Origin of the sequence: Vitiosangium sp. GDMCC 1.1324, from assembly GCF_003044305.1 — a bacterium.
In the GTDB taxonomy this organism is placed as follows: domain Bacteria; phylum Myxococcota; class Myxococcia; order Myxococcales; family Myxococcaceae; genus Archangium.
In genome coordinates, this window is sequence record NZ_PZOX01000003.1 from 1 (window position 1) to 24,633 (window position 24,633).

Genomic DNA, 24,633 nt, shown 5'->3' on the forward strand with positions numbered 1-24,633 from the left:
GAGCCTGATACTTCGCGAATGGCACCGCGAAACGCCAACTGGGCCGCGCGAGTCTTCTGCCGCACCTCTCGTTCCGCGCTGTCCGGGCCCGCCGCCGTCACCTCCTCACGGGAGGCCCGGCGCCGGTGCAGCCGCTCCGGTGCCTCGGGCTCAGGCGTTGAGGCGACGGTGCGCGGAAACTCGAAGCCCGGCCCCTCGGCCGGCGCGGACACGGCAGCATCGCCCGGCGTGTAGCGCAGGTTCATCTCCCTGCCGGGCGGTGGAGTCAGCGACGCGCAGCCGGTGGACAGTAGGGCCATGGCGAGCAGCAGGCCCGCCCACAGGGCCCGGAACGAGTCAGCGCGCATTGTCCACCCCCAGGCCCACGGAAGCGAAGGCACCCGGGCGCAGCGCGCCTTCGCCTTCCGGAAACAGCAGCGTGGATGTCATCAGCGCCTCCGATGGGTGACTCCCATTCTATCGGGCGCCTCCGACAAATCCGGACAGTCTGGACAGCACAGGCAAAAGGTACCTCGCGTCGTAGGGTCCATAACCCAACCGCACGGGTCACCCGGGTCAACTCGATGAACCCCCGGTGCAGAAGGAGAGCGCATGGCCCTCGCGCCCTCTGGCCCCTTCGCAGCCCCGACTCCCCCCCATAATGCTCTCGTTGCCCTTGCGCCTGCCATTGAGCGAAAGGAGGAGTCCTCCGAAGCGTTCGTCTCCGTGGGCATGATCCGACTGATGCTGGGCCGCCTTGCCTGACTGCCGTGGTTCAACACCCTCTGAGCGAGGAAGCACGGAATGAAATACTTCGTCATCACCGAGTCCGATGATCTTGTCCTGGCTCCTGATTTTGCTCGCCTGCTGTGCGCCCATTGGCCCCAGGCCACCGTGGAGCCCGTCTCCGATCCGGCCAGCAGCTACGCGCTGGAGTTCCGCATCCCCATGGCGCACTCCCATGTGGATGGCTCACTCAACCGGGCAGGCAGCGCCATTGCATTCATCGGCGACCTCCGGGATTGCGCCGAGTTCGCCCTGTGGTGCCGCTCCATCGCCCCCCCCTCCGAATCCCTGACCCTCTGCGACGAGAGCATGAGTGGCACCCTGGCACTCGAGTCGGCGACGACCGCTGCCGACATCCTCCAGGCCTTCCGCTACTCCCCACCCTCGACCTGAGCGCCTCTCGCGTTTCCACCGCACGGGCCTCCGGTCCCGCAAGAAGAAAGGGGCTGCCCCCCTCGCGGGAGACAGCCCCTGACGCTTCACGCAGAAGAGGCCCGGACTACTTCACGGCCTTCACGCGCGGGCGCTTCTCGGTGGTGCCCTCGGCGGGAGCCTCGGGCTCGGCCGGAGCAGCGGCCGCCCCAGCGGGCTTGCCGATGCCGTACTTCTCCAGCACCTGCTTCTCCACGTCCGTGCGCACCTCCGGGTGGTCGCGCAGGTAGTCCTTCGCGTTCTCCCGGCCCTGGCCGATGCGCTCACCCTTGAAGGCGAACCAGCTGCCGCTCTTCTCGATGATGCCGTCGTTCGACGCCAGGTCGATCAGGTCTCCCTCCTTCGAGATACCCGTGCCGTACATGATGTCGAACTCGACCTCCTTGAACGGAGGCGCCACCTTGTTCTTCACCACCTTCACGCGGGTGCGGCTGCCCACCACGTTCTCGCCGTTCTTGATGGCGCCCACGCGGCGGATGTCCAGGCGCTGCGACGCGTAGAACTTCAGCGCGTTACCGCCCGTCGTCGTCTCCGGGTTGCCGAACATCACGCCAATCTTCATGCGAATCTGGTTGATGAAGATGACGCACGTCTGGCTCTTGCTGATGGTGCCCGTGAGCTTGCGCAGCGCCTGGCTCATCAGGCGGGCCTGCACGCCCATGTGCGCATCGCCCATCTCGCCCTCGAGCTCGGCCTTCGGCACGAGCGCCGCCACCGAGTCCACCACCAGCACGTCGATGGCGCCCGAGCGCACCAGCATCTCGGCGATTTCCAGCGCCTGCTCGCCCGTGTCCGGCTGGCTCAGCAGCAGGTCATCGGTGCGCACGCCCAGCTTGCGCGCATAGCCGATGTCCAGCGCGTGCTCGGCGTCGATGTAGCCGGCCACGCCGCCGCGCTTCTGCGCCTCGGCCACGATGTGCAGACACAGGGTCGTCTTACCCGAGGACTCCGGCCCGTAGATTTCAACGATGCGACCCTTGGGCACGCCGCCGACGCCCAAGGCGATGTCGAGCGAGATGCTTCCCGTCGAAATGGCCTGAACATCACGAACCAGCGGCTCCTCGTTGCCGAGCCGCATGATGGACCCCTTACCGAACTGGCGCTCCACAGCGGACATCGCCAACTCGATCGCCTTCTCCTTCTCTGGATTCACGGCCATTTCGTCATTGCTCCTTGCGTATGCGGCGAGCCACCCCGGCTCACCTGAACCCGCGTTTAGTACGCGATAGGATGACCCTAGTCCATCCCTCTGACATGACCCACAACGTTCAGCGTCGAGGCAGCAAGAGCAGCAGGCAGGCCAACACTCCCGCCAGTCCGCTCACCGCCCCGTGGTAACCCCCGAAAACACTGAGGAACACCTGGAGGAGCGACACCACGGCCAGCACCAGCAGGCCCGCTCGCCGGGAGCTCGAGCGTTCGGGACCCAACACCCCCGTCAGCAGGGCCATCAGCGACAGCCCCATCAGGAGGACGAGCGGCTGCAACGTCCCGGCCTCCGGCAGCCCCTGCTGGAGCAGGAGCAGCCACTGCCCGACGATGCCGGCGCCCAGGACGCCCCCGGCCGCCAGGGGCGCCCACCGGAAGCCCGGGGAATCCCCGTCCTGGCCGCGCAGGTGGGCCAGGTCCTCCGGGCGGACCTCCAGCGCGAAGGGGAAGCCGAGCCGCGTCAGCGCCTCGGTGGCCGCGGCCCGGCATGACCGCCCCTCGCCGTCCACCAGTCCCTCGAGCTGGCCACTCTCCAGGAGTTGCTCGAGCAGGTCCGCGACCTCCCGCGAGCCCCCACCGGCCGCCAGGCCCTCCAACTGGCCGTTGATCTTCGCCGCCAGCGCGGTGCGCTCGGCGTCGGTGGTGGCCTCCCGCGCATCCTCCACGAGGGGCAGGACCGCCAGCCGTGCCTCCGGCTCGGACGGGAGGACCGGCTCCTCCCAGGGGACCAGGGACGGCAGCTCCGCGCCCTCCCCTTCGGCCGGCTCGCCCCGGCGAGAGCCCGAGCCGGGGGGACGTGTATGCGTGGTTCCAGGCACGGCGGGACTGTAACGACCGGTGCCCACCGCCTTCAAAGCATCCAGGCCCCGCCGTGCGCCGGAGCTTCCGGCAACCGACGCGACCGCCCCCCTCTGCCTCCGGACGACAGCTCCCCCGCCCTCCAGGGAGGCCCGTGGGTGTCCATCCCACACCTCGGGAGGAGCGAATGGGGACTCCAGTAGGCTCCGGCGCGCGATTTTCCCCCGCAACTTCTTTTGGGGTCCTGGGTTCGACGTGAGCGTGGAAGCGGATTCGGACGCACAGATGATGTTGAAGGTGGCGGCGGGCGACCGGAAGGCGTTCGCGCTCCTCTTCGACCGGTATCACGCGAGCGTGGCGCGCTTCGCGTTCCGCTTCGTGGGAAACCGGGAGCGGGCCGAGGAGCTGACGCAGGACATCTTCGTGAAGCTGTACCGCAACGCGAAGAGCTACAAGCCGTCGGCGAAGTTCAAGACGTTCCTCTTCCGGGTGGCCTCCAACCATTGCCTCAACGAGGTGCGGCGCGGGGAGTACCGGGTGGCGCACACGACGACGTCGGAGACGGAGGAGGAGGACAGCGGGCTGGACGTGGCGGGAGGAGAAGGGGACAGGCCGGACCAGGCGCTGGCGGGGAGGGAGCTGGAGCGGGCGGTGGGCGAGGCGCTGAAATCGATGAGCGAGCGCGAGCGGGCGGCCTTCACCATGTGCCGCTTCGAGGGGATGGCGTACAGGGACATCGCGGAGGCGCTGGAGGCGAGCGAGGCGGCGGTGAAGAGCCTCATCCACCGGGCGACGCTGGCGGTGGCGCGCAAGGTCGAGGAGCTGCAGGCGGGCCCCGAGCCCGTGAGGAGCAGGGCATGAGTTGTCCATTCGAGGAAGACCTGACGGCCTACGTCGACGCGGAGTTGCCGCCCGCGCGGCGCGCCGAGGTGGAGGCGCACCTGAGAGGCTGCGCGGGGTGCCAGGGCACGGAGGCGCTCCTGAAGCGCACGGTGGCGCTCATGGCCGAGCTGCCCGAGTTCACCCCCTCGCCGGACACGCGGCGCGAGGTGCTGGCGAAGCTGGACGCGCTGCCGCCGACGCTGGCCGAGCGGCTGCGGGCACTGCTGCGGCCCTCGGTGCTGGTGCCGGCGGCGGGCCTGGCGGCGGTGACGGGGCTGGCGCTCTACACCACCGCTCCGCGCGAGCCGGCGCTGGACGTGACGGACGCGGGCACGCTGGAGCTGGCGATGAACCTGGAAGAGGTCGAGGACTACGACGTCGTCGGCCTGGAGAATGGCGACGACCTGGAGGTGATTGCGAACCTCCACGAGCTGGAGGTGCAGTGATGAGGGGCCGGAAGAACCTGACACGGGCCGCGCTGGTGGCGGCGCTGTTCCTGGGAGGCATGGGCCGAGCGGAGGAGCCCCAGCAGCCGGAGCCTCCGAAGCAGGAGCTGCAGAAGCAAGAGCTCCAGAAGCAGGAACCGCAGCAGGTGAAGACGGCGGCCGAGCGCTTCCAGCAGCTCTCTCCCGAGCAGAAGGAAGCGCTGAGGGCGAAGCTGCGCGAGCTCAAGGCGATGCCGCCGGAGGAGCGCGAGCGCATCCGGGGCAACCTGGAGCGCTGGAAGCAGATGCCGCCGGAGGAGCGCGAGCGCGTCAAGGCCAACCTGCACGAGTTCCAGCGGCTGACGCCCGAGGAGCGCAAGCAGCTGCGCGAGCGCTTCGGCGAGTTCCGGGGGATGAGCCCCGAGCGCAAGGCGGAGCTGCGCCAGCGGATGCGGGCCTGGCTGCGAGCGAACCCGGAGCGGCGCGAGCAGATGATGGAGAACATGCGCCGCTGGAGGCAGATGACGCCCGAGCAGCGCGAGCGGATGCGTGAGCGGATGCGCGAGAGGCGGCGGCCGTGAGCTGGCGCCACACACTGCTGCTGGCCGCCGTCCTGGGCTCCGGGACGGCCGCGGCTTCCGAGCCCTCGCCTCCTCCCGCCAGGGAGCAACGGCCCCCCGCGAACCAGAGGGCCTCCACGAACCAACGGGCCTCCGCCCCCCAGGACACCGCTCCGGAGCTGACCCAGGAGGACAAGGAGGTGGTGGAGAACCTCGAGCTGCTGGAGAGCATGGAGACGATGGAGGACCTGGAGCTCCTGCTCGAGCTGAGCAAGGAAGACAGCACGGAAGGGCAGTGACGGGTTAGACTGGCGGCACCTTGGCGTCCGCCCCCCCGTCCCCGAAGACCGTGGAGATTCCGTCGCGCCGCCATGGGCGCTACGTGCTCCGCTCGCGCCTGGGCTCGGGGGGAATGGCGGAGGTATTCCTCGCGGAGGCGAAGGACGAAAAGGGAGCGCCCTTCAAGGTGGCGCTGAAGCTGATGCGCAAGGACGTCACGGCGGACGCCTTCGCCGACGAGGCGGACCTGATGGGCCTGCTGGAGCACCCCAACCTGGTGAGCCGGCTGGAGATTGGCGAGGCCTTCGGGCGCTACTTCATCGCCATGGAGTTCCTGGTGGGCGGCGACCTGGACGGACTGCTCCGGGCGCACGAGAGCCAGGGCCGGCCCCTGCCGGTGGCGGTGGGCGTGCACGTGGGCATCGAGGTGCTACGGGCACTGGCCTACTTCCACCAGGCGCGCACGCGCAGCGGCCGTCCGCTGGGGCTCATCCACGGCGACGTGAACCCCTCCAACATCTTCTTCTCCGGACAGTGCGAGGTGAAGCTCGGCGACTTCGGCGTGGCCAAGGCGCGCGGGTTGGACGTGGGCCCGGAAGATGGAGTGACAGCGGGCAAGCTGCACTACCTGTCGCCGGAGCAGACGCGCGGAGACACACTGACGCAGGCCTCGGATCTCTTCTCGATGGGCATCGTCCTGCACGAACTGCTGCTGGGCTTCCATCCCTTCGAGCGCGACAGCGACAACCCCGACGTGGTGATGGCGGCCATCCGGGCGGCGAAGCTGAACCTGCCGGACACCCTGGATCGGCAGCTCGGCGCCATCCTCCGCAAGGCGCTGGCACCGGACGTGAATCACCGCTACCGCACGGCGGGAGAATTCGCGGGAGCGCTCTTCACCTGGGCGCTGGACACGGGCCAACCCTTCGGCCCGCGCGAGCTCCAGCCCTCGCTGCAACAGGCCCTCGCCCTGGCCCTGTGGGAGCGGGAAAAGGACCGCCCAAGGTAGAGCGGAAACGAAAGCGAACGGAAGAACTTCTCGTGATCCGTGGCTCCAGTTCTGATCGTTGACAGCGTCAGGACCCCCCCGTACCTTGGCGCGCGTCGCTGGTGCCCGAGCATCCGCTCTGGCTTGAAAGGGAATCCGGTGAAACTCCGGAGCTGCCCCGCAGCGGTAAGCGAGAACGAATCCGCCCACGACACACTGGCCGGAAGGCTGGGAAGTAGGCGGTATTAGGAACCGGCCCCGTGCCGGAGGCTCGCGAGCCCGAAGACCTGCCAGCACCTGCCACTGGGGAGAAATCCAGCGGCAGCTCGACCTGGACGCCTCGAGGGGAGGCGGGAAGGTCCGAGCGCCGCGGGCTCCTCGCGGTCGTCCCGGCCGCCCTGTCTCCTCCCGTCGTGATCCAGCCGCCCGAGGGGGCGAGGGTCGGCCTGGCGAGTCATCGCACGTCGCATACGCGACACGGGCAGACCTTCTCCTCTCGGCTCACCACGGTCGCGAACGGAGGAGGAGGAGAATGCTGAACGGAAGCCACACCGCGGGACGCGAGCAGGGAACGCGCCCCATGTCCGCCCACGGCATGCTGGAGACGGCCCCCGCGCCCACGCCCCCCACCACCATGAGGGTGCGCAAGCGCAATGGGAGCCTGGAGGCCGCGGACCTGAACAAGATCGTCCGGGCGATCGGCCGTTGTTGCGACGGGCTGCGCCAGGTGGACGCCATCCGAGTGGCGACGAAGACGATCGCCGGACTCTACGACGGCGCGTCGACGAAGGAGCTCGATCAGCTCTCCATCCAGACCGCGGCCTCGCTGACCCTGGAGGAGCCCGAGTACGCGAAGCTCGCGGCGAGGCTGCTCGCGACGTACATCGACAAGGAGGTCTCCGGACAGGAGATCCACTCCTTCTCGCAGTCCATCGCCGCGGGCCACCGGCTCGGCCTGGTGAACGAGCGGGTGGCGAAGCTCGTCACGACGAACGCGCGCAAGCTGAACGACGCGATCGATCCCTCGCGCAACCGCCTCTTCGAGTACTTCGGGCTGCGCACCGTCTATGACCGCTACCTGCTCAAGCACCCGACGACACGCGAGGTGCTTGAGACGCCCCAGCACTTCTTCATGCGCATCGCGGTAGCGCTCGGGGAGACGGTGCCCGAGGTGCTCGAGCTCTACCGGCTCTTCTCGATGCTGGAGTACGTGCCGAGCTCCCCCACCCTCTTCAACTCCGGCACGCGCCACGAGCAGCTCTCGTCGTGCTTCCTGCTGGACTCGCCCGAGGACGAGCTCGAGAGCATCTACCAGCGCTACACCGACGTCGCGATGCTCTCGAAGTTCTCGGGGGGCATCGGGCTGGCGTACCACCGGGTGCGCTCGCGCGGCTCGCTCATCGGGAGCACGAACGGGCACAGCAACGGCATCGTGCCGTGGCTGAAGACGCTGGACGCGTCGGTGGCGGCGGTGAACCAGGGAGGCAAGCGCAAGGGCGCGTGCTGCGTGTACCTGGAGACGTGGCACGCGGACATGGAGGAGTTCCTCGAGCTGCGTGACAACACGGGCGACGAGGCACGGCGCACGCACAACCTGAACCTGGCGAACTGGATTCCGGACCTCTTCATGAAGCGCGTCGAGGCGGACGGGAACTGGTCCCTCTTCGACCCGAAGAGCGTCCCGCACCTCACGGACCTCTACGGCGAGGACTTCGAGCGCGCCTACGAGCAGGCGGAGAAGCAGGGCCTCGCGTTCAAGACGCTGAAGGCGCGCGAGCTGTACGGGCGGATGATGCGGACGCTCGCCCAGACGGGCAACGGGTGGATGACGTTCAAGGACAAGTCGAACCGGGCCTGCAACCAGACGGCGCTGCCGGGCCGGGTGGTGCACCTGTCGAATCTCTGCACGGAGATCCTCGAGGTGACCTCGAAGGACGAGACGGCGGTGTGCAACCTCGGCTCCATCAACCTCGGGCGGCACACGTCCGTGGACGAGTCCGGCCGGGTGGTCTTCGATTGGGAGAAGCTCGCGAGGACGGTGCGCACGGCGGTGCGGCAGCTGGATCGGGTGATCGACCTGAACTACTACACGCTCGCCACGGCGAAGGGCTCGAACCTGCGCTGGCGTCCGGTGGGACTGGGGCTGATGGGCCTGCAGGACGCGTTCTTCCAGATGCGCCTGCCCTTCGACTGCCCCGAGGCGCGCACGCTCTCGCGGAAGATCTCCGAGGAGATCTACTTCCATGCCCTCTCCGCCTCGGTGGACCTTGCGGCCGAGCGTGGAGCCCACCCGTCCTTCCCCGAGACGCGAGCCGCGCGGGGCGAGCTCCAGTTCGACGCGTGGAACGTGGTCCCCGAGGACACGGCGCGCTGGAACGCCCTGCGCACCCGGGTCCGGGAGGTGGGGCTGCGCAACTCGCTGATCATCGCCATTGCCCCGACGGCGACCATCGCGTCGATCGCCGGCTGCTACGAGTGCATCGAGCCGCAGGTGTCCAACCTCTTCAAGCGCGAGACGCTCTCGGGTGACTTCCTCCAGGTCAACCGCTACCTCGTCGAGGAACTGAAGAGGCTCGGGCTCTGGAACGAGGAGATGCGGGTACGCATCAAGCTCGCGGAGGGCTCCATCCAGTCGCTCGGGGAGATTCCCTCCGACGTGCGAGCCATCTACCGCACGGCGTGGGAGCTGCCGATGCGCTCGCTCATCGACATGGCGGCGGACCGAGGTGCCTTCATCGACCAGAGCCAGTCGCTCAACCTGTTCATGGAGTCGCCGAACATCGGCCAGCTCAGCTCCATGTACATGTACGCATGGAAGAAGGGGCTGAAGACGACCTACTACCTGCGCTCGCGTCCGGCCACGCGCATCGCGAAGGCCACCGTCGACGCAGCCCGGACCGGCACAGACACCCGGATGAACGGCGGAGGCGAGATCGCGAAAGCGGAGCCGAAGCCCACCGACACGCAGGCCGTGGCCTGCTCCCTCGAGAACCCCGAGGCCTGCGAGGCATGCCAGTGAATCCCCCGACGAACGACACCTGGGCTCCGATGAGCCTCCCGCCCGTGCACGAGGCAGCCCCGGTGGTGCCCTCGAAGGTGTCTCACGCGACGCCGAAAACGGGGGCGCGCCTGCTGGACCCGGGGCTGAACCTCACGCTGCGCCCGATGCAGTACCCGGTCTTCTTCGACATGTACCGCAACGCCATCAAGAACACCTGGACGGTGGAGGAGGTGGACTTCTCGACGGACGTGGGAGACCTGCGCTCGAAGATGACGGCCGCGGACCGCCACCTCATCCAGCGCCTCGTCGCCTTCTTCGCAACGGGTGACTCCATCGTGGCGAACAACCTCGTGCTGAACCTCTACAAGCACGTGAACGCGCCCGAGGCACGCATGTACCTCTCGCGCCAGCTCTACGAGGAAGCGCTGCACGTGCAGTTCTACCTCACGCTGCTCGACACGTACGTGCCGGACCCCAACGAGCGGGCCACGGCCTTCGCGGCGATCGACACCATCCCGAGCATCCGCAAGAAGGCCGAGTTCTGCTTCAAGTGGATCGACTCGATTGGAGAGCTCGAGCGGCTGGAGACGCGGGAACAGCGGCGGAAGTTCCTGCTGAACCTCATCTGCTTCGCGGCCTGCATCGAGGGACTCTTCTTCTTCGCGGCGTTCGCCTACGTCTACTTCCTGCGCTCGAGGGGGCTGCTGCACGGACTGGCGGCGGGGACGAACTGGGTCTTTCGCGACGAGAGCGCGCACATGGCCTTCGCCTTCGAGGTGGTGAAGACGGTGCGCCGCGAGGATCCCGGCCTCTTCGACGCGGAGATGGAGCGCGAGGTTGCCGCCATGCTCGAGGAGGCGGTGGAGTGCGAGCTCCAGTTCGCCGAGGACCTGCTGGGGCTCGGCGTCGCGGGCCTCTCCGTGCGCGAGATGCGGCAGTACCTCGAGTTCGTCGCCGACCAACGGCTGGCGATGCTCGAGCTGCCCAAGCGCTACGGCGCGAAGAACCCGTTCGGCTTCATGGACCTGCAGGACGTGCAGGAGCTGGCGAACTTCTTCGAGCGCCGAGTCTCGGCCTACCAGGTCGGCGTCGAGGGCGAGGTCACCTTCGACGCAGCCTTCTGACGGCACGCGCGAATGAAAACGCCCGGGGGCCTCGAAGCGAGGCATCCCCGGGCGGGCTGGACCGGAAGACCGATCCGAGCGACTACTCCACCGTCACACTCTTGGCGAGGTTGCGCGGCTGATCCACGTCGTTCCCGCGCAGATCGGCCACGTGGTAGGCGAGCAGTTGCAGCGGGATGGTGGCCACCACCGGCGCGAGCAGCGCGCTGGCGGCGGGAATCCGGATGACGTGGTCCGCGAGCGAGGCCACGTGCGCGTCATCCTCGTCGATGATGGCGATGACCTTGCCACCGCGCGCCCGCACCTCCTCGATGTTGCCGATGATCTTCTCGTAGGCCACGTGCGGCTGCTTGGGCGCGATGATCACCACCGGCATCTTCTCGTCGATGAGCGCGATGGGGCCGTGCTTCATCTCGCCGCCAGCGTAGCCCTCGGCGTGGATGTACGAGATCTCCTTCAGCTTGAGCGCGCCCTCGAGCGCCACCGGGTGCATGGGGCCGCGGCCGAGGAAGAGGAAGTCCTGCGAGCTCATGAACTCACGCGCCACGCGCTTGACCGAGGCCTCGCACTTGAGCACGTCCTCGATCATCTTCGGGATTTCGGTGAGCAGCGTCAGGTGCTCCTGGGCCGCCTTGACGGTGAGCGTGCCGCGCATGCGCCCCAGCTTCACCGCGAGCAGGTAGAGCCCCACGAGCTGCGTGGTGAAGGCCTTGGTGGAGGCCACGCCAATCTCGGGGCCCGCGTTGGTGAGGATGGTGATGTCCGCCTCACGCGTCATGGCACTGCCGATGACGTTGCACAGGGCGAGCGCCGTGGCACCCCGCGCCTTGGCCTCCTTGAAGGCCGCCAGCGTGTCCGCCGTCTCGCCGGACTGGCTGATGGCGATGGCCAGGTGCGTGGACTCCACGATGGGGTCGCGGTAGCGGAACTCGCTGGCGAGCTCCACCTCCACGGGGATGCGGGCCAGGGACTCGATCATCGCCTTGCCGGCGATGCCCGAGTGCCACGAGGTGCCGCACGCCAGGATCGTCACCTTGGTGAGCGAGCGCACCTTCTCCGGGCTCAGGTTCCAGCCCTCGAAGTGCACGTCGCCCTCGGAGAGGAGCATGCGGCCGCGCAGCGTGTCCGCCACGGCGCGAGGCTGCTCCATGATCTCCTTGTGCATGAAGTGCTTGTGGCCGCCCTTCTCCGCCATCATCGGCGTCCAGTCGATGCGGCGGGTGGGCCGGTTCACCTTCTGGCCGGAGCGGTTGAAGATGTCCACGCCGGTGGCGGTGATGACGGCCAGGTCACCCTCCTCCATGTAGACGAAGTCGCGCGTGTGCTCGAGCAGCGCCGGCACATCGCTGGCCACGAAGTTCTGACCCTGGCCCAGACCGAGCACCATGGGCGAGGAGTCCTTGGTGCAGACAATCCGGTTCGGATCGCTGGTGGTCACCACCGCCAGGGCGTAGGTGCCCTTCACCTGGGTGATGGCCGCACGCACCGCCGCCGGCAGATCCAAGCCGCCCTTGAGCTCATCGGAGATGAGGTGGGCGAAGACCTCGGAGTCCGTCTCGGAGGAGAAGTGGTGCCCCTTGGCGCGTAGCTCCTCCTTGAGGGCCAGGTGGTTCTCGATGATGCCGTTGTGCACCACCGCCACACCGCCATAGGTGTGCGGATGGGCGTTCTCGTCCGAGGGACGCCCGTGCGTGGCCCAGCGCGTGTGGCCGATACCGATGGTGCCCTGGGGCGAATCGCTCTGAACCCGGTTCTCCAGGTTCTTCAGCTTGCCCGTGGCACGAACCACGTTGAGGACGTTGCGGTTCACCACCGCCACGCCCGCGGAGTCATACCCCCGGTACTCGAGCTTCTTCAGCCCTGACACCAGGATGGGCGCCGACTCCTTGTCCCCGACATACCCAACAATGCCGCACATGTTGTCCGTCCTCTCACGCCCGAGCCCCCGCAGGCAAATGCGGGAAGCAGGTCCACCTACACCGGGCGACACCTGTCGCCCGGACGACAAGCAAAAGGCGGGCCCACTAGCCCGCTGAGGCCTTGTCCGACTTGGAGGGGCCGGTTTCCGAGGACTTGGCCATGCGTGCCTTCTTCCTCTCCACCCAGCCTTCCATGTTGACCTGTGGCGTCCGAGACACGGCGAGGCTGCCCGGAGGCACATCTTTCGTCACCGTGGTGCCCGCGCCGACATAGGCACCGTCCCCGACCTTCACAGGGGCCACCAGCTGGGAGTCCGAGCCGATGAAGACGTTGTTGCCCAGCTCGGTGGTGTGCTTGTTCACGCCGTCGTAGTTGCAGGTGATGGTGCCCGCGCCCACGTTGACGCCGGAGCCGATCTTCGCATCGCCCAGGTAGGCGAGGTGGTTGGCCTTGGAGCCACGGCCGATGCGGGCCTTCTTCGTCTCCACGAAGTTGCCCAGGTGCACCTCCTCGGCGAGGTCCGTGCCGGGCCGCAACCGGGAGAAGGGCCCGAGGATGCAGCGCTCGCCCACCCGGGCCTCCTCCAGCACGGTGTACGGCTTCACGGTCGTCCCGTCGGCCACCGACGAGGCGTGCAGGACGCAGCCCTGTCCGATGGAGACGTTGCGGCCGACCACCGTGGCGCCCGAGAGCGTCACCATGGGGCCAATCTCCGTGTCCGCCCCGATGGCCACGCCCTCTTCGATGTACGCGGTGGCCGGGTCCGCCAGGGTGACGCCATCGCGCATGTGCTGGACGTTGATGCGCGCCTGGAGCTCCTTCGCGCGCGCCGCCAGCTCCACCCGGTCGTTCACGCCGGCCGTCTCGCCGAACTCGGCCTCGATAGCGGCCACCGGGCCCTGGGCCGCGGCCATCTCCACCAGGTCCGTCAGGTAGAACTCGCCCTGCGCGTTGGCGGGGCGGATGTTGGCCAGCGCCTTCCACAGGAAGGACGACTCCACCAGGTAGATGCCGGCGTTGCACTCGCGCACCTGACGCTGCTCGGGAGTGGCGTCCTTGTGCTCGACGATGCGCACCACCTTGCCCAGCTCGCGGATGATGCGGCCGTAGCCCGTCGGATCCGCCGGCACGGTGTACACCAGGGAGAGCACGCCCCCGCCCTTCTCATGCGCGGCGGCCAGCGCCGAGAGCGTCTCGCCGCGCACCAGCGGCACATCCCCGTAGAGGATGAGCACGCGCCCGTTGAAGTCCTTCAGCGCCCCTTCCGCCGAGCGCACCGCATCCGCCGTGCCCCGCTGATCCTTCTGGAGCGCGAAGCGCAGGGGCGCGGCGGGGAAGTGGGCACGGATGGAGCGCTCCACCTCCTCGGCCTGGTGGCCCACCACCGGCACCACGGGTGAGGCGCCCAGTTCCAGCGCTCGCATGAGGGGATAGGCACAGAGGGGCTTGCCGAGGATGGGGTGAAGGACCTTGGCCTTCTCCGACTTCATCCGCGTGCCCTTGCCCGCGCACAACACCACCGCCGCCAGAGGAGCTGTCATGGCGGCGATTACTAGGGACGCCCGCGCGGCCCGTCAACCACGAGCGGGCGAGCGCGTGGGCCGCATGCCCTCCGGGCGGGCCCTGACGGACACGGCCAACGTATTGCTCTGCACGGTGATACCGAACGTCGGTTTGAGGAAGACCGTCGTCACAGGGGCCTCCGCCGGGGTCGACGTCGGCTTCAATGTCGTCAGGTTGCTGGTCATGATCCCCCCGGCGTGACGGAGCGTCCTGCACAGGATGCCCTTGCCTGCGCCCCGGTCAAACTCCAGGCCGGGCATGATGGTGTCCGCCGGACACTTCTAGATGAGTAAACGGATTGGTGGCGAGTCCGGGCGGCCGCCGGGATACTCCAGAACCCTGACCCAGGGAAGTGTGAGTTGAGCGCCCGTAGGGAGGCCTTGCACGTGAAGACGGTAAAGATGCGGACTCACCGGAACTGGTGGGGCACGGCACTGGTGGCGTTGATGGTGGCGTGGCCCGCGTGGGCGGCGCGGCCCTACCGGGGCGGAGCGGTGGCCACGGCCCACCCGATGGCGAGCGAGGCCGCGCTGCGGATGCTTCAGAAGGGCGGCAACGCGACGGACGCGGCGGTGGCGGCGGCCTTCACACTGGCAGTGGTGGGGCCCTATCACTCGGGGATTGGGGGCGGCGGCTTCGCGCTGGTGCACGACACGAAGACGGGCGGGACGCAGGTGCTGGACTTCCGCGAGGTGGCGCCTAAGGGAGCCACGCGGGACATGTATTTGAAGGACGGCCAGGTGGTGCCGGGGCTGTCCACGGACGGCGCGACGAGCGTGGCGGTGCCCGGCGCGGTGGCCGGTTACCTGGAGCTGCTGGAGAAGCACGGGAAGCTGCCGCGCGCAGTGGTGCTGCAACCCGCCATCGAGGCCGCGCGTAACGGCTTCTGGGTGACGCCCAAGTACCAGGCGCTGGCCACCCTGCGGCGCGACTGCTTGCGGCAGGATCCGGAGGCCTCGCGCATCTTCCTCGCGAAGAACGAGCAGGGAGAGCCGGACGTGCCGCCCATCGGCTACCTCGTGCGCCAGCCGGAGCTGGCCCGGACGCTCCAGACGCTCGCGAAGAGCGGCGCCAAGCCCTTCTACTCGGGCCCCCTCGCCCAGGCGATGGTGGACACGGTGAAGGCCAGCGGCGGCACGCTCTCGCTGGAGGACCTGAAGGACTACAAGACGCGCGCCCATGAGCCGCTGGAGGGCAGCTACCGCGGCTACCGCATCCTCACCATGCCGCCCCCGAGCGCGGGAGGGCTCGCGGTGGTGCAGGTGCTCGGCGCGATGGAGCGGCTGCGCCCCAAGGGGCTGGACTACCGCAACCCCGAGGACCTCCACCTCTACGTCGAGGCGGTGCGCCGGGTATACGTGGACCGGGTGAAGTACCTGGGCGACCCGGCCTTCGTGAAGATTCCCATGGAGAGCCTCACCTCGCCCGGCTACATCGCGGATCTCGCGGGAAGCATCGACCCGAAGAAGGCCACGCCCAGCGCCTCGCTGCTGCCCCCGGTGGAGGGCGCCGGAGGCTCCACGCTCAAGAACCCGAACAACTCCTGGTACGACCCATCCAGCACACCGGAGAAGAAGAACACCACGCACATCTCCGTCATCGACAAGGACGGCAACGCGGTGGCCCTCACCACCACAGTGAACTACGCCTTCGGCTCATGCCTGGTGGCCAAGGGCACCGGCATCCTCCTCAACGACGAGATGGACGACTTCGCCGCGCGGCCCGGCGTGCCCAACGCCTACGGACTGGTGACGGGCGAGGCCAACTCCATCGCCCCGGGCAAGGTGCCGCTGTCCTCCATGTCCCCCACCCTCGTCTTCTCCAAGGACGACCCCAAGAAGGTGATGCTGGCCGTGGGCAGCCCGGGCGGTTCCACCATCCCCACCACCGTCATCCAGGTCATCTCCAACATGGTGGACTCCGGCATGGACGTGACACGCGCGGTGGGCGAGGGCCGGCTGCACCACCAGTACCTGCCGGATGAGCTCTGGGTGGACCGCTGGGGCCTGGAGCCCGCCACGCAGGCGGCGCTGGAGGCCAAGGGTCACAAGATTCGCAAGCAGGAGGCCTGGGGTGACGCCGAGGCCGTCTACAGCGACCCGAAGACGAACCTGCGCTACTCCGCGAGCGACCCGCGCAACGAAGGCGCCGCGCTGGGCCAGGACTGACGGACAGGACCGGAGCGCACCGTGCCCGAGAAGCTCCTCCATCTCTTCGACGCGCACCTCCACCCGGAGGCGCTCAGCGACCAGGACCTCGAGTCCATGCGCTTCTTCGGCGTGGAGCGCGCGCTGGTGGTGGCCCACCACCTCCCCGAGCCCACGCCCAAGGCGCTGCGCAAGCACTTCGACGACCTGGTGTACCGGCAGCTGCCGCGCCTGGAGAAGCTGGGCATCCGCGCCTGGGCCGCCCTGGGAGTGCACCCGCGCTGCATCCCCCGCCGCGGCCTGTCCGAGGTGCTCGCGAGCCTCCCCGACTACTTCCAGGGCGGACGCGTGGTGGCCCTGGGCGAGACGGGGCTGCACGCGGGCGGCATCGAGGAGGAGGAGGCCTTCCTCGAGCAGCTCGCGCTCGCGCGCCAGCTCAAGCTGAAGGTGGTGGTGCACACCCCCGTGCAGGACAAGGAGCGCCACACCCGGCGCATCCTCAACCTCATCCGCGAGTCCGGCGTGCATCCCTCGCGCGTGCTCGTGGACCACGCCAACGGGCGCACCGTGCGCAACATCCTCGGCTGTGGACACTGGGCGGGATTGACCCTGCACCCCGAAGCGCTGCGGGCCGAACGCGCTGTGGCTCTGGTTCGTCGGCTCGGCAGTGAACGGCTGGTGCTCAACTCGGATGCCGGCGATGGCGCCGGTGACATCCTGGGGCTCGCGCGCGTGGCCAACCTGATGGCCAAGGCAAAGCTCTCCGAGCGAGTGGTGAAGCGCGTGGCTTATGAGAACGCCGCGCGCTTCTACCGGCCCCGCTGACTAGTGAAGCGCGCTGGACTCCGACTCGGGATGCAGCGTCAGCCGCTGCGCCCCATCGTCCAGCTTCGCCTGCACCGGAATGCCCCGGTGCCGGTACTGCGCCAGCGAGTCCGCCACCTCGTTCAGCAACAACTGGTAGCGCTCATCCAGCTCTACTGCGATCAACATCATCGTCTCGCCCGCGTCCTGGACGCCCGGGCGGTACACCTGGCAGCGCTGGAACCGCGCCCAGCGGCCATTCGCCATTTTCACCAGCTCGCCGTCGTAAGCCATATGCGCAGTCCCCCTTTCGACATTTGATACAGCGAAGTCGGGAAGTGAATGGACGCACTCTAAGCACAAATTTTCCGCGCGTCACCCCCCCAGCTGAAAATTCGTGAAAGCGCCCTGATATTGGTCGTTTACCGGACGCTTCCCCTCGGAGCGGCCCATCACCCCAGCCGAGCGGGGTTCGTCCTGTAAATTTGCTGAACTGTTAACTTGTTGATTTCGCGTCCCCGCGCGTCAACCGGCTGCGTCATCGTCCCGGGCGTGCGGACCTGACACATCGGGCAGGCGCCCGCTCGGGGAGCACGAGCCGGTAGCACGAGGCCGCGCCATCCCTTAGATTGACGGGGATGAAGTTGCCTCTGTTGTTTCGACGCGATCGGACCGTCATCAAGCGCGCGGACGTGCAGGACCAGGCCGAGAAGGTGCTGGCCGAGTCCCTGCGCATGCTGAGCCAGGTGTGCACCAAGGTCGCGGACCTCATCGAGACCCAGCGGCTGGAGCGGGCCGGCTACTCGCACAACACCTACCTGCGGCGGCTGGACAACCCGCCGGGCGACGTGGAGCGGAAGAAGGAGTAGACCTCCGCTTCCGCATGGCTCATCCCGACGATTCACCCGTCTGCCTGGGCGCCGCTGCTGGCTGGCTGGCGCCTGGAAGCTCCACGCTCCCCCTACCAGCACTGAATGACGAGGAAGGGCCGCGCCTGCCCGAGGGGCTGCCACCCGTGGTGGATGCCCACGTGCACCTCTTCCCGGACGGCGTCTTCGAGGCGGTGTGGCGCTGGTTCGATCAGTACGGCTGGCCCATCCGCTACAAGCTGCACACCCCGCAGGTGGTGTCCTTCCTGCTGTCGCGAGGCGTGCACCGCGTGGTGGCGCTGCACTACGCGCACAAGCCGGGGATGGCGCGCTTCCTCAACGCCTACGTCGCCGAGGTGGCCCGGGCCGAGCCGCGCGTGCTGGGGCTGGCCACCGTGCTGCCGGGCGAAGAGGGCGCGGCGGAGATACTGGCCGAGGCCTTCGCCGCGGGACTCAAGGGCGTGAAGCTGCACTGCCACGTGCAATGCTTCGCCCCGGACGCCCCCGCGCTGCACGAGGTGTACGCCGCCTGTGCCCGGGCCGGGCGGCCGTTGGTGATGCACGCGGGCCGCGAGCCCGCCAGCCCCCAGTACAAGTGCGACGTGCATGCCCTCTGCTCGGCCGAGCGCGTGGAGCGGGTGCTCAAGGACCATCCCACCCTGAAGCTGTGCATTCCCCACCTGGGAGCGGACGAGTTCGACGCCTACGAGCGGCTGCTGGAGCGCTACGACAACCTCTGGCTGGACACCACCATGGCGGTGGCCGGCTACTTCCCCATTCCCCTCCCCCTCCGCCTGCTGCACGTGCGCCCCGAGCGAATCCTCTACGGCACGGACTTTCCCAACCTGCCCTACGCCTGGGACCGCGAGCTCAAGCAGCTGTTGGCCCTGAAGCTCGGGGACGAGGTGGAGGCAGGCATCCTGGGCCAGAACGCCCTGGGACTATTCGACGGGTGTTGAAAAGCTGGCAGACCCCTTCCGGAACGGAGAGGCCGTTCCCATCTTGCCCCCCATAGAATCTGCCTTCCCCACCGGAAGACGCTTTCGAGGCCCCGCCATGTCCTACATCCTGGTCGTCGATGACGACGCGAGCCACCGCACGCTCATCTGCGATGCCCTAGAGGAGATGGGCTACCGCACCGAGCAGGCCGCCAACGGCCGAGAGGCCCTCGACATCCTGGAGGGAGACATTCCCCAGGCGGTGCTGTTGGACCTGCGCATGCCAGTGATGAGCGGCTGGGGGCTGCTGGATGCGCTCAAGAAGATGCCGCGGGCGCGCGGGCTGCCCATCATCATCATCTCCGGCTACGGCTTCGAGTGGGAGGCCGAGCTGGTCGGCGCCGCCGGCTACATCTCCAAGCCGGTGGACCTGGACAAGGTCAGGATGACCGTACAGCGCATCATCGGCCCGCCGGAGGTGGCCATGGTGCACTGAACCTCTCACGCGAAGACGACGGTCTTGTTTCCGTGCAACAGGACCCGGTCCTCCAGGTGCCAGGCCACCGCGCGCGCCAACACAGTGCGCTCCACCCGGCGCCCGATGCGGACCAAATCCGCCACCGCATCCCGATGCCCCACCCGATGGACGTCCTGGTCGATGATCGGCCCGGCGTCGAGCTCGGCCGTCACGTAGTGAGCCGTGGCGCCGATGAGCTTCACCCCTCGGGCATGCGCCTGGGCGTAGGGGTTGGCGCCCACGAAGGCCGGCAGGAAGCTGTGGTGGATGTTGATGACCGGCCGGCCGAAGCGCTCGATGAAGTCCGCACTCAATATCTGCATGTAGCGGGCGAGGACGATGAGGTCCACCTGGTGGGCTTTCATGAGCTCGAGCACGGTCGCCTCGGCCTCGGCCTTGGTCGCCGCCGTGACGGGGACGTGGTGGTAGGGAACGCCGAAGGGAGCCACCACCTCGCGCGCATCCGGGTGATTGCTCACCACCAGGGGGATGTGCGCGGCCAGCTCGCCCTTCTTCCACAGCCACAGCAGCTCTTGCAGACAGTGGTCCTGCTTGGACACGAAAACGGCCATGCGCTTGACGCGTGCGGCGGGGGTGAGCTGCCACTGCATCCCGAAGCGCTCGGCCACCGGACGGAAGGCCTGCTCCAGCGCGGGGAGGCGCTCGCTCAGGCCCGGGAGATCGAACTCCAGCCGCATGAAGAAGCGCAGATCATCGGGCTCGGTGTGCTGATCCGAGTCGACCACGTTGGCCCCCTGCTCATAGAGGAGCTGGGACACGGCCGCCACGACACCGGGCCGGTCCGCGCAGGTGATGAGGAGCCGGGCGCGATCCGCGTTCGTCTGGGAGGGGGATTCCATGGGGGCCATCCTACGCCAGGGGCGGGCGCGCCGGAGACAACCCCTCGGCTATCAGGGGGATTGCCGGAGGGTGGCCGAGTCGGCTGAGATCCAGCCCGCACATGTCCCCCCCACCCACTGACCTGGCCGTCGACGCCCACGGGCTCGTGAAGCGTTTTGGCGACTTCACCGCGCTCAACGGCATGGAGCTGTCCATCCCCCGGGGCGCCTTCTACGCCTTCCTCGGCCCCAACGGTGCGGGCAAGTCCACCACCATCGCGCTGCTCACCGGCGTGTACGCGCCAGACGCCGGACGCATCTCGTTGCTGGGTGTGGACGCGGTGGCCAGGCCCCTGGAGGTCAAGCGCCACATCGGCGTGGTGCCCGAGGAGCTGAGCCTCTTCGAGCGGCTCACCGGGCGGCAGTACCTCACCTTCTGCGGACGGATGTACGGGCTGTCCGGGGACGAGGCGGCGGCACGGGCGACGGAGCTGCTCGAGCTCACCGAGCTGACCTACAAGGCCGGCGCGCTGGTGGCCGAGTACTCCAAGGGCATGCGGCGCCGCCTCGCAATTGCCGCCGCGCTCATCCACGCGCCGGAGCTCGTGCTGCTGGACGAGCCCTTCGAGGGCATCGACGTGCTGGCGGCGGGCGTCATCCGCGAGTTGCTGCGCGAGCTGAGCCGGCGCGGGGTGACGCTGCTGCTCACCACGCACGTGCTGGAGATCGCCGAGCGGCTGGCCACGCACGCGGGCGTCATCCGTGGCGGGAGGATGCTGGACCAGGGGACGGTGCGGCAGTTGATGGAGCGCTACGACGCTCCCTCACTGGAGGCCGTCTTCGAGAAGCTCATCTCCGTACCAGCCGCGCGCAACGCGAAGCTGTCCTTTTACGGGGACGCGCCGCCCGCCGAGGTGGTGTCGCTGCGCCGGGGGTCCGCGTGAACCGGCCAGCCGCGCCGGGCTTCTTCCGGCACCTGTGGCTGTTGTGGGGCCTGCGCCTGAGCATCGGGCTCAACCACGGGTCGGGGAAGAACCGGCTCCTGGCGGTGGGCGCCTTCCTCCTGTCGAGCGCTCCGGCCTGGGGCCTGGGCGTGACGTTCTACGGGCTGATGCGCCTGCGACCCATCGCCGAGAGCGACGTCTGGCCCTTCTTCATCCTCAACCTGCTGTGCTTCGTCACCTCGGCCGGGTGGGTGGCCTGGCCGCTGATGAACGCGGGCGTGGACGACCACTCGGAGCTGAGCCGCTACGCGCCCTTCCCCATCTCCCCCTTCCGGCTGCTCATCGCCTCTACCGTGGCGAGCCTCTTTGAGCCTCGCGCGCTCGTCTTCTACGCACCGCTGACGGGAGCGGCGCTCGGCTTCGCCTCGGTGCACCCGCTCCGCGTGCGGTGGTTCGCGGTGCTGCTCTACGTGCTGTTCGCGCTGCTCAACGCGGCCTGGAGCCGGGTGGGCCTGCACCTGGTGCTCAACGTGCTGCGTGAGAAGCGCAGCGCGGAGATCATCGGCGGCGGCTTCGTGCTCTTCCTGGTGGGCGCGTCCTTCATTCCTCCCATCGACACCTCGTGGCTCACCGCCGTGGGAGAGGGAGGCGTGGACAAGCTGGACATGACGCTCATCGTCGATGCGACGATCGCGCTCGGGCGGGTGCCTCCGGGCCTCTTCGGAGACGCGCTGCTGGAGCTCACCTACGGCTACCGGCGCAATGCCCTGATCAATGGCGTGGGCATGCTCTTCTTCACGCTGATGGGGCTGGGGATCGCCTATGCGCTGCTGTTGCGCTTCCACCGCAACGTGGGCCGCGCGGGCCCCTCGGTGAAGGAGTCCGGAGACAGCGACCCGTTCGCCCGGACGCGCACCCGGTACACCACGATGCTCGTGCGCGAGGCGCTGGACCTGTGGCGCAACCCACGCGCCCGCCTGCTCGCGTCCGTGCCCTTCGTGCTGGCCATCCTGCTGAAGCTGACCTCGGGACGCTCGCTCTTCGAGTACCTGCTGGGCGCGAGCGCCGATGCGTGGTTGATGGGCGGCCTGTGCATCTACGGCGCGGTGGTGATGGCCTCCACGTTCTCGCAGAACACGTTCGCCTATGACGGGCACGGACTGGCCCTGCTCATCGCCGCGCCCGTGGAGTTGGGCGACGTGCTGCGGGCCAAGAACGTGGTGCAGGGCGTGGCGGCGAGCGGCATGGCCTTGCTGATAGGACTCTTCTACCGGGTGTACTTCGGCAGGGGCTCGGCGCTGGACTTCCTGTGTGCCATGGCGGCCGTGGCGGCCGTCATTCCCGTGCTGCTCGCGGCGGGCAACTTCCTGTCCCTGTACTTCCCGGTGAAGTTCCACGCGAGCCTCAAGCGCCGGGACAAGCTGCCCCTCACCGCGTCCATGCTCGGCATCGTCGCGGCGAGCGTGGGGTGCGCCCCCTTCGCGTGGGCCTTGCGGTTCGCCGGGAAGAACGGGCCCGAAGGGCAGACGCTCGTGATGATCGCCCTGTGCGCGGCGCTCAATGTGGTCCTGTACCGCGCGCTGCTGCCTCTGGCCCTGCGGCTGCTCGACCAGCGGAGGGAGATTGTCCTACGGGCAGTCACGCGGGAGTGAGCCCTGGCATTCAAGGCCCTTGCCCCGGAGTGGAGGAGCTCTCCGGGCTGAACTCCTTCTCTTGCCGGATCAACTCCAGACTTCCTTTCATGTCTTCGTATTGAGTGTGCTCTGGCGAGACGGATTGAAAATGGCGCTCGGCCAGATCCAGCATGCGCCGCGCCACAGGCAGGTGCTCCGGGTGGAATTTCGCCCATCGAGCGAAGAGGATGGCCACATGGACTCGCCGCTCGACATTCGTATAGCCGAGTCTCTGGATACGACGAAGCGCGCGGCCGAAGTCCTTCCAGGGCGAGTTCGCTCCCCATGCGCCCAAAAAAATCTCTTCGGCGATACGGCGGCGCGTCTCCCGCCGCTCCCAGTCCGTCTTGTCCTGGGCGAGCAATCGTCGCTGGAGTGACAGGAACTCACGTTCATATTGCTCGAACGGGGCATCTCGCAGCGATACGTAGAGCTGAGCGATGGCCCTTGCCCCTTCCTTCCACCGCCGATGGAATGCCTCTTCGTCGTGCTCCTGGCTCATGGACAGGGCTTTCCATTGGCTTTGGGGGGCCAGACTCCCTTGTTCTGCATGCATACATCTCTACAGCCAACACACTGACTGTGTTTATACAAGGGGCCGTCAATACCTTCCACTGCAGTATCCAAGCAATTCGTGTACTTCTCGTCGCAAATCTTCTTGAACTCCTGCCATGTCAGCTCCGCCGTCTTGTCCTTCGAACCTTCCGGGGCCTTGTCCTTTGCTGGGGCTGATGTCTGCGGAGGTACAGGCGTCGAGGTCGTACTGACGGGAATGGGTACAATCGTCTCTTCCCCAGCCATAGCAGTGCAATACGCCGGGTTCTGCCGGCAGGCGCTCGAAGCGGAGTCCAGGCTCTGTGCGAATCGTCCCCCATGGGGCACAGTACCCTGCACCACTGGGAATGACCCACCAACACACGAGCACAAGACGACGAGCATCAGGCTCGAAATCTGGTTTTTCACGGTTTACAACTCTACAGCCGTGCGTCTGGCGCGTCAACCAACTCTGCCGGTCCCGCCCGACCTGAACCGAGCGCTGTTGCATGTACTCGATGTGTTCCGACCAGATAGGGTGCTCACGATACGGCAACTGACATGGACCCGACCTTCATCCGCACCGTGACCCTCCTGCGCGAGCAGGTACCGGACTTCAATCACTATCCGTTCAACCTGCCCGTGGTGCGCGACCTGGACACCCTGGAACTGCACCCACGCGTCACCTTCTTCGCGGGGGAGAATGGCAGCGGAAAATCCACGTTGCTCGAGGCCATCGCCGTGGCCGCGGGATTCAACCCCGAAGGAGGCACGCGAAGCTTCAACTTCGCCACCCGCAACTCCGAGTCCGAGTTGCACCGCTTCCTCCGGCTCGTCCGCGGCTATCGCCGCCATCGCACCGGATTCTTCCTGCGCGCGGAGAGCTACTTCAACGTGGGCACCGTCCTGGAGCAGATGCCCGACATTCTCCAGGACGCATACGGAGGCGTATCCCCGCACGACCAGTCGCACGGCGAGTCCTTCCTGATGCTCGTGCGCAACCGCTTCTGGGCCAATGGTCTCTACATCCTCGACGAGCCCGAGGCCGCCCTTTCACCCCAGCACCAACTCACCCTGTTGCGGCACATCGATGACCTGGCGCGCCGCAAGTCCTCGCAACTCATCATCGCCACGCACTCGCCCATCCTGCTCGCCTACCCGGACGCACGCATCTACTGGTTGTCCAAACAGGGTCTGGCCCCCATCGCCTACGAAGACACCGAGCACTACCGCCTCACCCGCGATTTCCTGCTCCATCGCGAGCGTTACCTGCGCGATCTGATGAGCGATGACGACGAAGATTGAGGCGAAATGGATTGTGCCGCCCCAATCCATGGCGAGCTGATCATCCTCCCACTGGGCCCAGGTCGGTCTCGAGCCCGGGCCCCCACTGGACGGCGGGCATGGCCTCCGCCTCAAGGC

General features: G+C 67.8%; 24 protein-coding genes, 1 pseudogene and 1 riboswitch. Of the genes and pseudogenes, 17 read left to right on the plus strand and 8 right to left on the minus strand.

The window, feature by feature from the left end:
- A pseudogene (locus DAT35_RS08590) lies at positions 1 to 347 on the minus strand (DUF2380 domain-containing protein); the annotation flags it as partial.
- Positions 348 to 783: 436 nt separating this feature from the next.
- On the opposite strand from DAT35_RS08590, the gene DAT35_RS08595 reads away from it, so the two are divergent.
- Positions 784 to 1,158 carry a hypothetical protein gene (locus DAT35_RS08595; protein WP_108066462.1) on the plus strand — a complete coding sequence of 125 codons (375 nt, stop codon included), beginning with the start codon at positions 784 to 786 and terminating at the stop codon, positions 1,156 to 1,158.
- Positions 1,159 to 1,264: 106 nt separating this feature from the next.
- On the opposite strand, the gene recA is transcribed toward DAT35_RS08595, so the two are convergent.
- Complete coding sequence (gene recA / locus DAT35_RS08600; RefSeq protein WP_108066463.1) at positions 1,265 to 2,356, minus strand: recombinase RecA; 1,092 nt, start codon at positions 2,354 to 2,356, stop codon at positions 1,265 to 1,267.
- Positions 2,357 to 2,465: 109 nt separating this feature from the next.
- Positions 2,466 to 3,251 carry a hypothetical protein gene (locus DAT35_RS08605; RefSeq protein ID WP_158501614.1) on the minus strand — a complete coding sequence of 262 codons (786 nt, stop codon included), beginning with the start codon at positions 3,249 to 3,251 and terminating at the stop codon, positions 2,466 to 2,468.
- 214 nt (positions 3,252 to 3,465) lie between these two features.
- On the opposite strand from DAT35_RS08605, the gene DAT35_RS08610 reads away from it, so the two are divergent.
- From DAT35_RS08610 to DAT35_RS08640, 7 genes are all read left to right on the plus strand, one after another.
- The gene (locus DAT35_RS08610) at positions 3,466 to 4,065 is read left to right on the plus strand and encodes an RNA polymerase sigma factor (RefSeq protein ID WP_233261369.1); all 600 of its coding nucleotides are present in this window, start codon (positions 3,466 to 3,468) and stop codon (positions 4,063 to 4,065) included.
- Positions 4,062 to 4,532: an anti-sigma factor gene (locus DAT35_RS08615; RefSeq protein ID WP_108066466.1), complete on the plus strand. Its 471-nt coding sequence runs from the start codon at positions 4,062 to 4,064 to the stop codon at positions 4,530 to 4,532. The genes DAT35_RS08610 and DAT35_RS08615 overlap by 4 nt, the downstream gene beginning before the upstream one ends.
- Positions 4,532 to 5,092, plus strand: coding sequence for a DUF3106 domain-containing protein (locus DAT35_RS08620; protein ID WP_233261370.1), 561 nt, complete (start codon positions 4,532 to 4,534; stop codon positions 5,090 to 5,092). Before DAT35_RS08615 ends, DAT35_RS08620 begins: the two co-directional genes overlap by 1 nt.
- On the plus strand, positions 5,089 to 5,370 hold the full coding sequence (locus DAT35_RS08625; protein ID WP_108066467.1) for a hypothetical protein: 282 nt from the start codon (positions 5,089 to 5,091) through the stop codon (positions 5,368 to 5,370). The genes DAT35_RS08620 and DAT35_RS08625 overlap by 4 nt, the downstream gene beginning before the upstream one ends.
- A 20-nt stretch (positions 5,371 to 5,390) precedes the next feature.
- Complete coding sequence (locus DAT35_RS08630; protein WP_233261371.1) at positions 5,391 to 6,359, plus strand: serine/threonine-protein kinase; 969 nt, start codon at positions 5,391 to 5,393, stop codon at positions 6,357 to 6,359.
- An 82-nt stretch (positions 6,360 to 6,441) separates the two neighbouring features.
- Positions 6,442 to 6,648, plus strand: a riboswitch (cobalamin riboswitch).
- Positions 6,649 to 6,918: 270 nt separating this feature from the next.
- A complete protein-coding gene (locus DAT35_RS08635) occupies positions 6,919 to 9,357 on the plus strand; it encodes a ribonucleoside-diphosphate reductase subunit alpha (RefSeq protein ID WP_108067193.1) in 2,439 nt (812 codons plus the stop codon).
- A 146-nt stretch (positions 9,358 to 9,503) separates the two neighbouring features.
- Complete coding sequence (locus DAT35_RS08640; protein WP_233261438.1) at positions 9,504 to 10,463, plus strand: ribonucleotide-diphosphate reductase subunit beta; 960 nt, start codon at positions 9,504 to 9,506, stop codon at positions 10,461 to 10,463.
- A gap of 82 nt (positions 10,464 to 10,545) precedes the next feature.
- Here the strand turns inward: DAT35_RS08640 and glmS are convergent, their stop codons facing one another.
- Together glmS and glmU are read right to left on the minus strand one after the other, a co-directional pair.
- Entirely contained in the window at positions 10,546 to 12,381 is a 1,836-nt protein-coding gene (gene glmS / locus DAT35_RS08645) for a glutamine--fructose-6-phosphate transaminase (isomerizing) (RefSeq protein ID WP_108066468.1), read from the minus strand.
- A 106-nt stretch (positions 12,382 to 12,487) separates the two neighbouring features.
- Entirely contained in the window at positions 12,488 to 13,933 is a 1,446-nt protein-coding gene (glmU, locus tag DAT35_RS08650; RefSeq protein WP_369945538.1) for a bifunctional UDP-N-acetylglucosamine diphosphorylase/glucosamine-1-phosphate N-acetyltransferase GlmU, read from the minus strand.
- On the opposite strand from glmU, the gene DAT35_RS58855 reads away from it, so the two are divergent.
- From DAT35_RS58855 to DAT35_RS08665, 3 genes are all read left to right on the plus strand, one after another.
- The gene (locus DAT35_RS58855) at positions 13,923 to 14,147 is read left to right on the plus strand and encodes a hypothetical protein (RefSeq protein ID WP_158501615.1); all 225 of its coding nucleotides are present in this window, start codon (positions 13,923 to 13,925) and stop codon (positions 14,145 to 14,147) included. The genes glmU and DAT35_RS58855 overlap by 11 nt on opposite strands.
- A gap of 200 nt (positions 14,148 to 14,347) precedes the next feature.
- Positions 14,348 to 16,114: a gamma-glutamyltransferase gene (ggt, locus tag DAT35_RS08660; RefSeq protein ID WP_108066471.1), complete on the plus strand. Its 1,767-nt coding sequence runs from the start codon at positions 14,348 to 14,350 to the stop codon at positions 16,112 to 16,114.
- Between the two features lie 21 nt (positions 16,115 to 16,135).
- Positions 16,136 to 16,918 carry a TatD family hydrolase gene (locus tag DAT35_RS08665; RefSeq protein WP_108066472.1) on the plus strand — a complete coding sequence of 261 codons (783 nt, stop codon included), beginning with the start codon at positions 16,136 to 16,138 and terminating at the stop codon, positions 16,916 to 16,918.
- Here DAT35_RS08665 and DAT35_RS08670 read toward each other — a convergent pair whose 3' ends face one another.
- Positions 16,919 to 17,191, minus strand: a complete 273-nt coding sequence (locus tag DAT35_RS08670) for a hypothetical protein (RefSeq protein ID WP_108066473.1) — start codon at positions 17,189 to 17,191, stop codon at positions 16,919 to 16,921. It abuts the gene before it with no gap.
- Between the two features lie 344 nt (positions 17,192 to 17,535).
- On the opposite strand from DAT35_RS08670, the gene DAT35_RS08675 reads away from it, so the two are divergent.
- The 3 genes from DAT35_RS08675 to DAT35_RS08685 all read left to right on the plus strand — a co-directional run bounded on the left by DAT35_RS08675 (position 17,536) and on the right by DAT35_RS08685 (position 19,200).
- Positions 17,536 to 17,766 carry a hypothetical protein gene (locus DAT35_RS08675; protein WP_108066474.1) on the plus strand — a complete coding sequence of 77 codons (231 nt, stop codon included), beginning with the start codon at positions 17,536 to 17,538 and terminating at the stop codon, positions 17,764 to 17,766.
- 14 nt (positions 17,767 to 17,780) lie between these two features.
- Positions 17,781 to 18,725, plus strand: coding sequence for an amidohydrolase family protein (locus DAT35_RS08680; protein WP_108066475.1), 945 nt, complete (start codon positions 17,781 to 17,783; stop codon positions 18,723 to 18,725).
- 97 nt (positions 18,726 to 18,822) lie between these two features.
- Positions 18,823 to 19,200 carry a response regulator gene (locus tag DAT35_RS08685; protein WP_108066476.1) on the plus strand — a complete coding sequence of 126 codons (378 nt, stop codon included), beginning with the start codon at positions 18,823 to 18,825 and terminating at the stop codon, positions 19,198 to 19,200.
- A 5-nt stretch (positions 19,201 to 19,205) separates the two neighbouring features.
- Here DAT35_RS08685 and purU read toward each other — a convergent pair whose 3' ends face one another.
- Positions 19,206 to 20,081 (minus strand): formyltetrahydrofolate deformylase, encoded by an 876-nt coding sequence (purU, locus tag DAT35_RS08690; protein ID WP_199242848.1) that lies wholly within the window; start codon positions 20,079 to 20,081, stop codon positions 19,206 to 19,208.
- 101 nt (positions 20,082 to 20,182) lie between these two features.
- On the opposite strand from purU, the gene DAT35_RS08695 reads away from it, so the two are divergent.
- Positions 20,183 to 21,004 carry an ABC transporter ATP-binding protein gene (locus tag DAT35_RS08695; RefSeq protein ID WP_108066478.1) on the plus strand — a complete coding sequence of 274 codons (822 nt, stop codon included), beginning with the start codon at positions 20,183 to 20,185 and terminating at the stop codon, positions 21,002 to 21,004.
- Entirely contained in the window at positions 21,001 to 22,656 is a 1,656-nt protein-coding gene (locus DAT35_RS08700; RefSeq protein WP_108066479.1) for a hypothetical protein, read from the plus strand. Before DAT35_RS08695 ends, DAT35_RS08700 begins: the two co-directional genes overlap by 4 nt.
- Before the next feature lie 10 nt (positions 22,657 to 22,666).
- On the opposite strand, the gene DAT35_RS08705 is transcribed toward DAT35_RS08700, so the two are convergent.
- A complete protein-coding gene (locus DAT35_RS08705) occupies positions 22,667 to 23,179 on the minus strand; it encodes a hypothetical protein (protein WP_108066480.1) in 513 nt (170 codons plus the stop codon).
- Positions 23,180 to 23,772: 593 nt separating this feature from the next.
- On the opposite strand from DAT35_RS08705, the gene DAT35_RS08710 reads away from it, so the two are divergent.
- Positions 23,773 to 24,516: an AAA family ATPase gene (locus tag DAT35_RS08710; protein WP_108066481.1), complete on the plus strand. Its 744-nt coding sequence runs from the start codon at positions 23,773 to 23,775 to the stop codon at positions 24,514 to 24,516.
- Positions 24,517 to 24,633: the final 117 nt, after the last annotated feature.

Excerpts from the sequence above, each read along its gene's own strand:
- DAT35_RS58855 (WP_158501615.1), top strand. The coding sequence starts at position 13,923 with ATGGCGGCGATTACTAGGGACGCCCGCGCGGCCCGTCAACCACGAGCG.
- DAT35_RS08615 (WP_108066466.1), top strand. The coding sequence starts at position 4,062 with ATGAGTTGTCCATTCGAGGAAGACCTGACGGCCTACGTCGACGCGGAG.
- DAT35_RS08595 (WP_108066462.1), top strand. The coding sequence starts at position 784 with ATGAAATACTTCGTCATCACCGAGTCCGATGATCTTGTCCTGGCTCCT.
- recA (WP_108066463.1), bottom strand. The coding sequence starts at position 2,356 with ATGGCCGTGAATCCAGAGAAGGAGAAGGCGATCGAGTTGGCGATGTCC.
- purU (WP_199242848.1), bottom strand. The coding sequence starts at position 20,081 with ATGGAATCCCCCTCCCAGACGAACGCGGATCGCGCCCGGCTCCTCATC.
- DAT35_RS08695 (WP_108066478.1), top strand. The coding sequence starts at position 20,183 with ATGTCCCCCCCACCCACTGACCTGGCCGTCGACGCCCACGGGCTCGTG.
- glmS (WP_108066468.1), bottom strand. The coding sequence starts at position 12,381 with ATGTGCGGCATTGTTGGGTATGTCGGGGACAAGGAGTCGGCGCCCATC.
- DAT35_RS08710 (WP_108066481.1), top strand. The coding sequence starts at position 23,773 with ATGGACCCGACCTTCATCCGCACCGTGACCCTCCTGCGCGAGCAGGTA.
- DAT35_RS08640 (WP_233261438.1), top strand. The coding sequence starts at position 9,504 with ATGCAGTACCCGGTCTTCTTCGACATGTACCGCAACGCCATCAAGAAC.
- DAT35_RS08620 (WP_233261370.1), top strand. The coding sequence starts at position 4,532 with ATGAGGGGCCGGAAGAACCTGACACGGGCCGCGCTGGTGGCGGCGCTG.
- DAT35_RS08705 (WP_108066480.1), bottom strand. The coding sequence starts at position 23,179 with ATGAGCCAGGAGCACGACGAAGAGGCATTCCATCGGCGGTGGAAGGAA.
- DAT35_RS08675 (WP_108066474.1), top strand. The coding sequence starts at position 17,536 with ATGAAGTTGCCTCTGTTGTTTCGACGCGATCGGACCGTCATCAAGCGC.
- DAT35_RS08670 (WP_108066473.1), bottom strand. The coding sequence starts at position 17,191 with ATGGCTTACGACGGCGAGCTGGTGAAAATGGCGAATGGCCGCTGGGCG.
- DAT35_RS08680 (WP_108066475.1), top strand. The coding sequence starts at position 17,781 with ATGGCTCATCCCGACGATTCACCCGTCTGCCTGGGCGCCGCTGCTGGC.
- DAT35_RS08635 (WP_108067193.1), top strand. The coding sequence starts at position 6,919 with ATGTCCGCCCACGGCATGCTGGAGACGGCCCCCGCGCCCACGCCCCCC.
- ggt (WP_108066471.1), top strand. The coding sequence starts at position 14,348 with ATGCGGACTCACCGGAACTGGTGGGGCACGGCACTGGTGGCGTTGATG.
- DAT35_RS08685 (WP_108066476.1), top strand. The coding sequence starts at position 18,823 with ATGTCCTACATCCTGGTCGTCGATGACGACGCGAGCCACCGCACGCTC.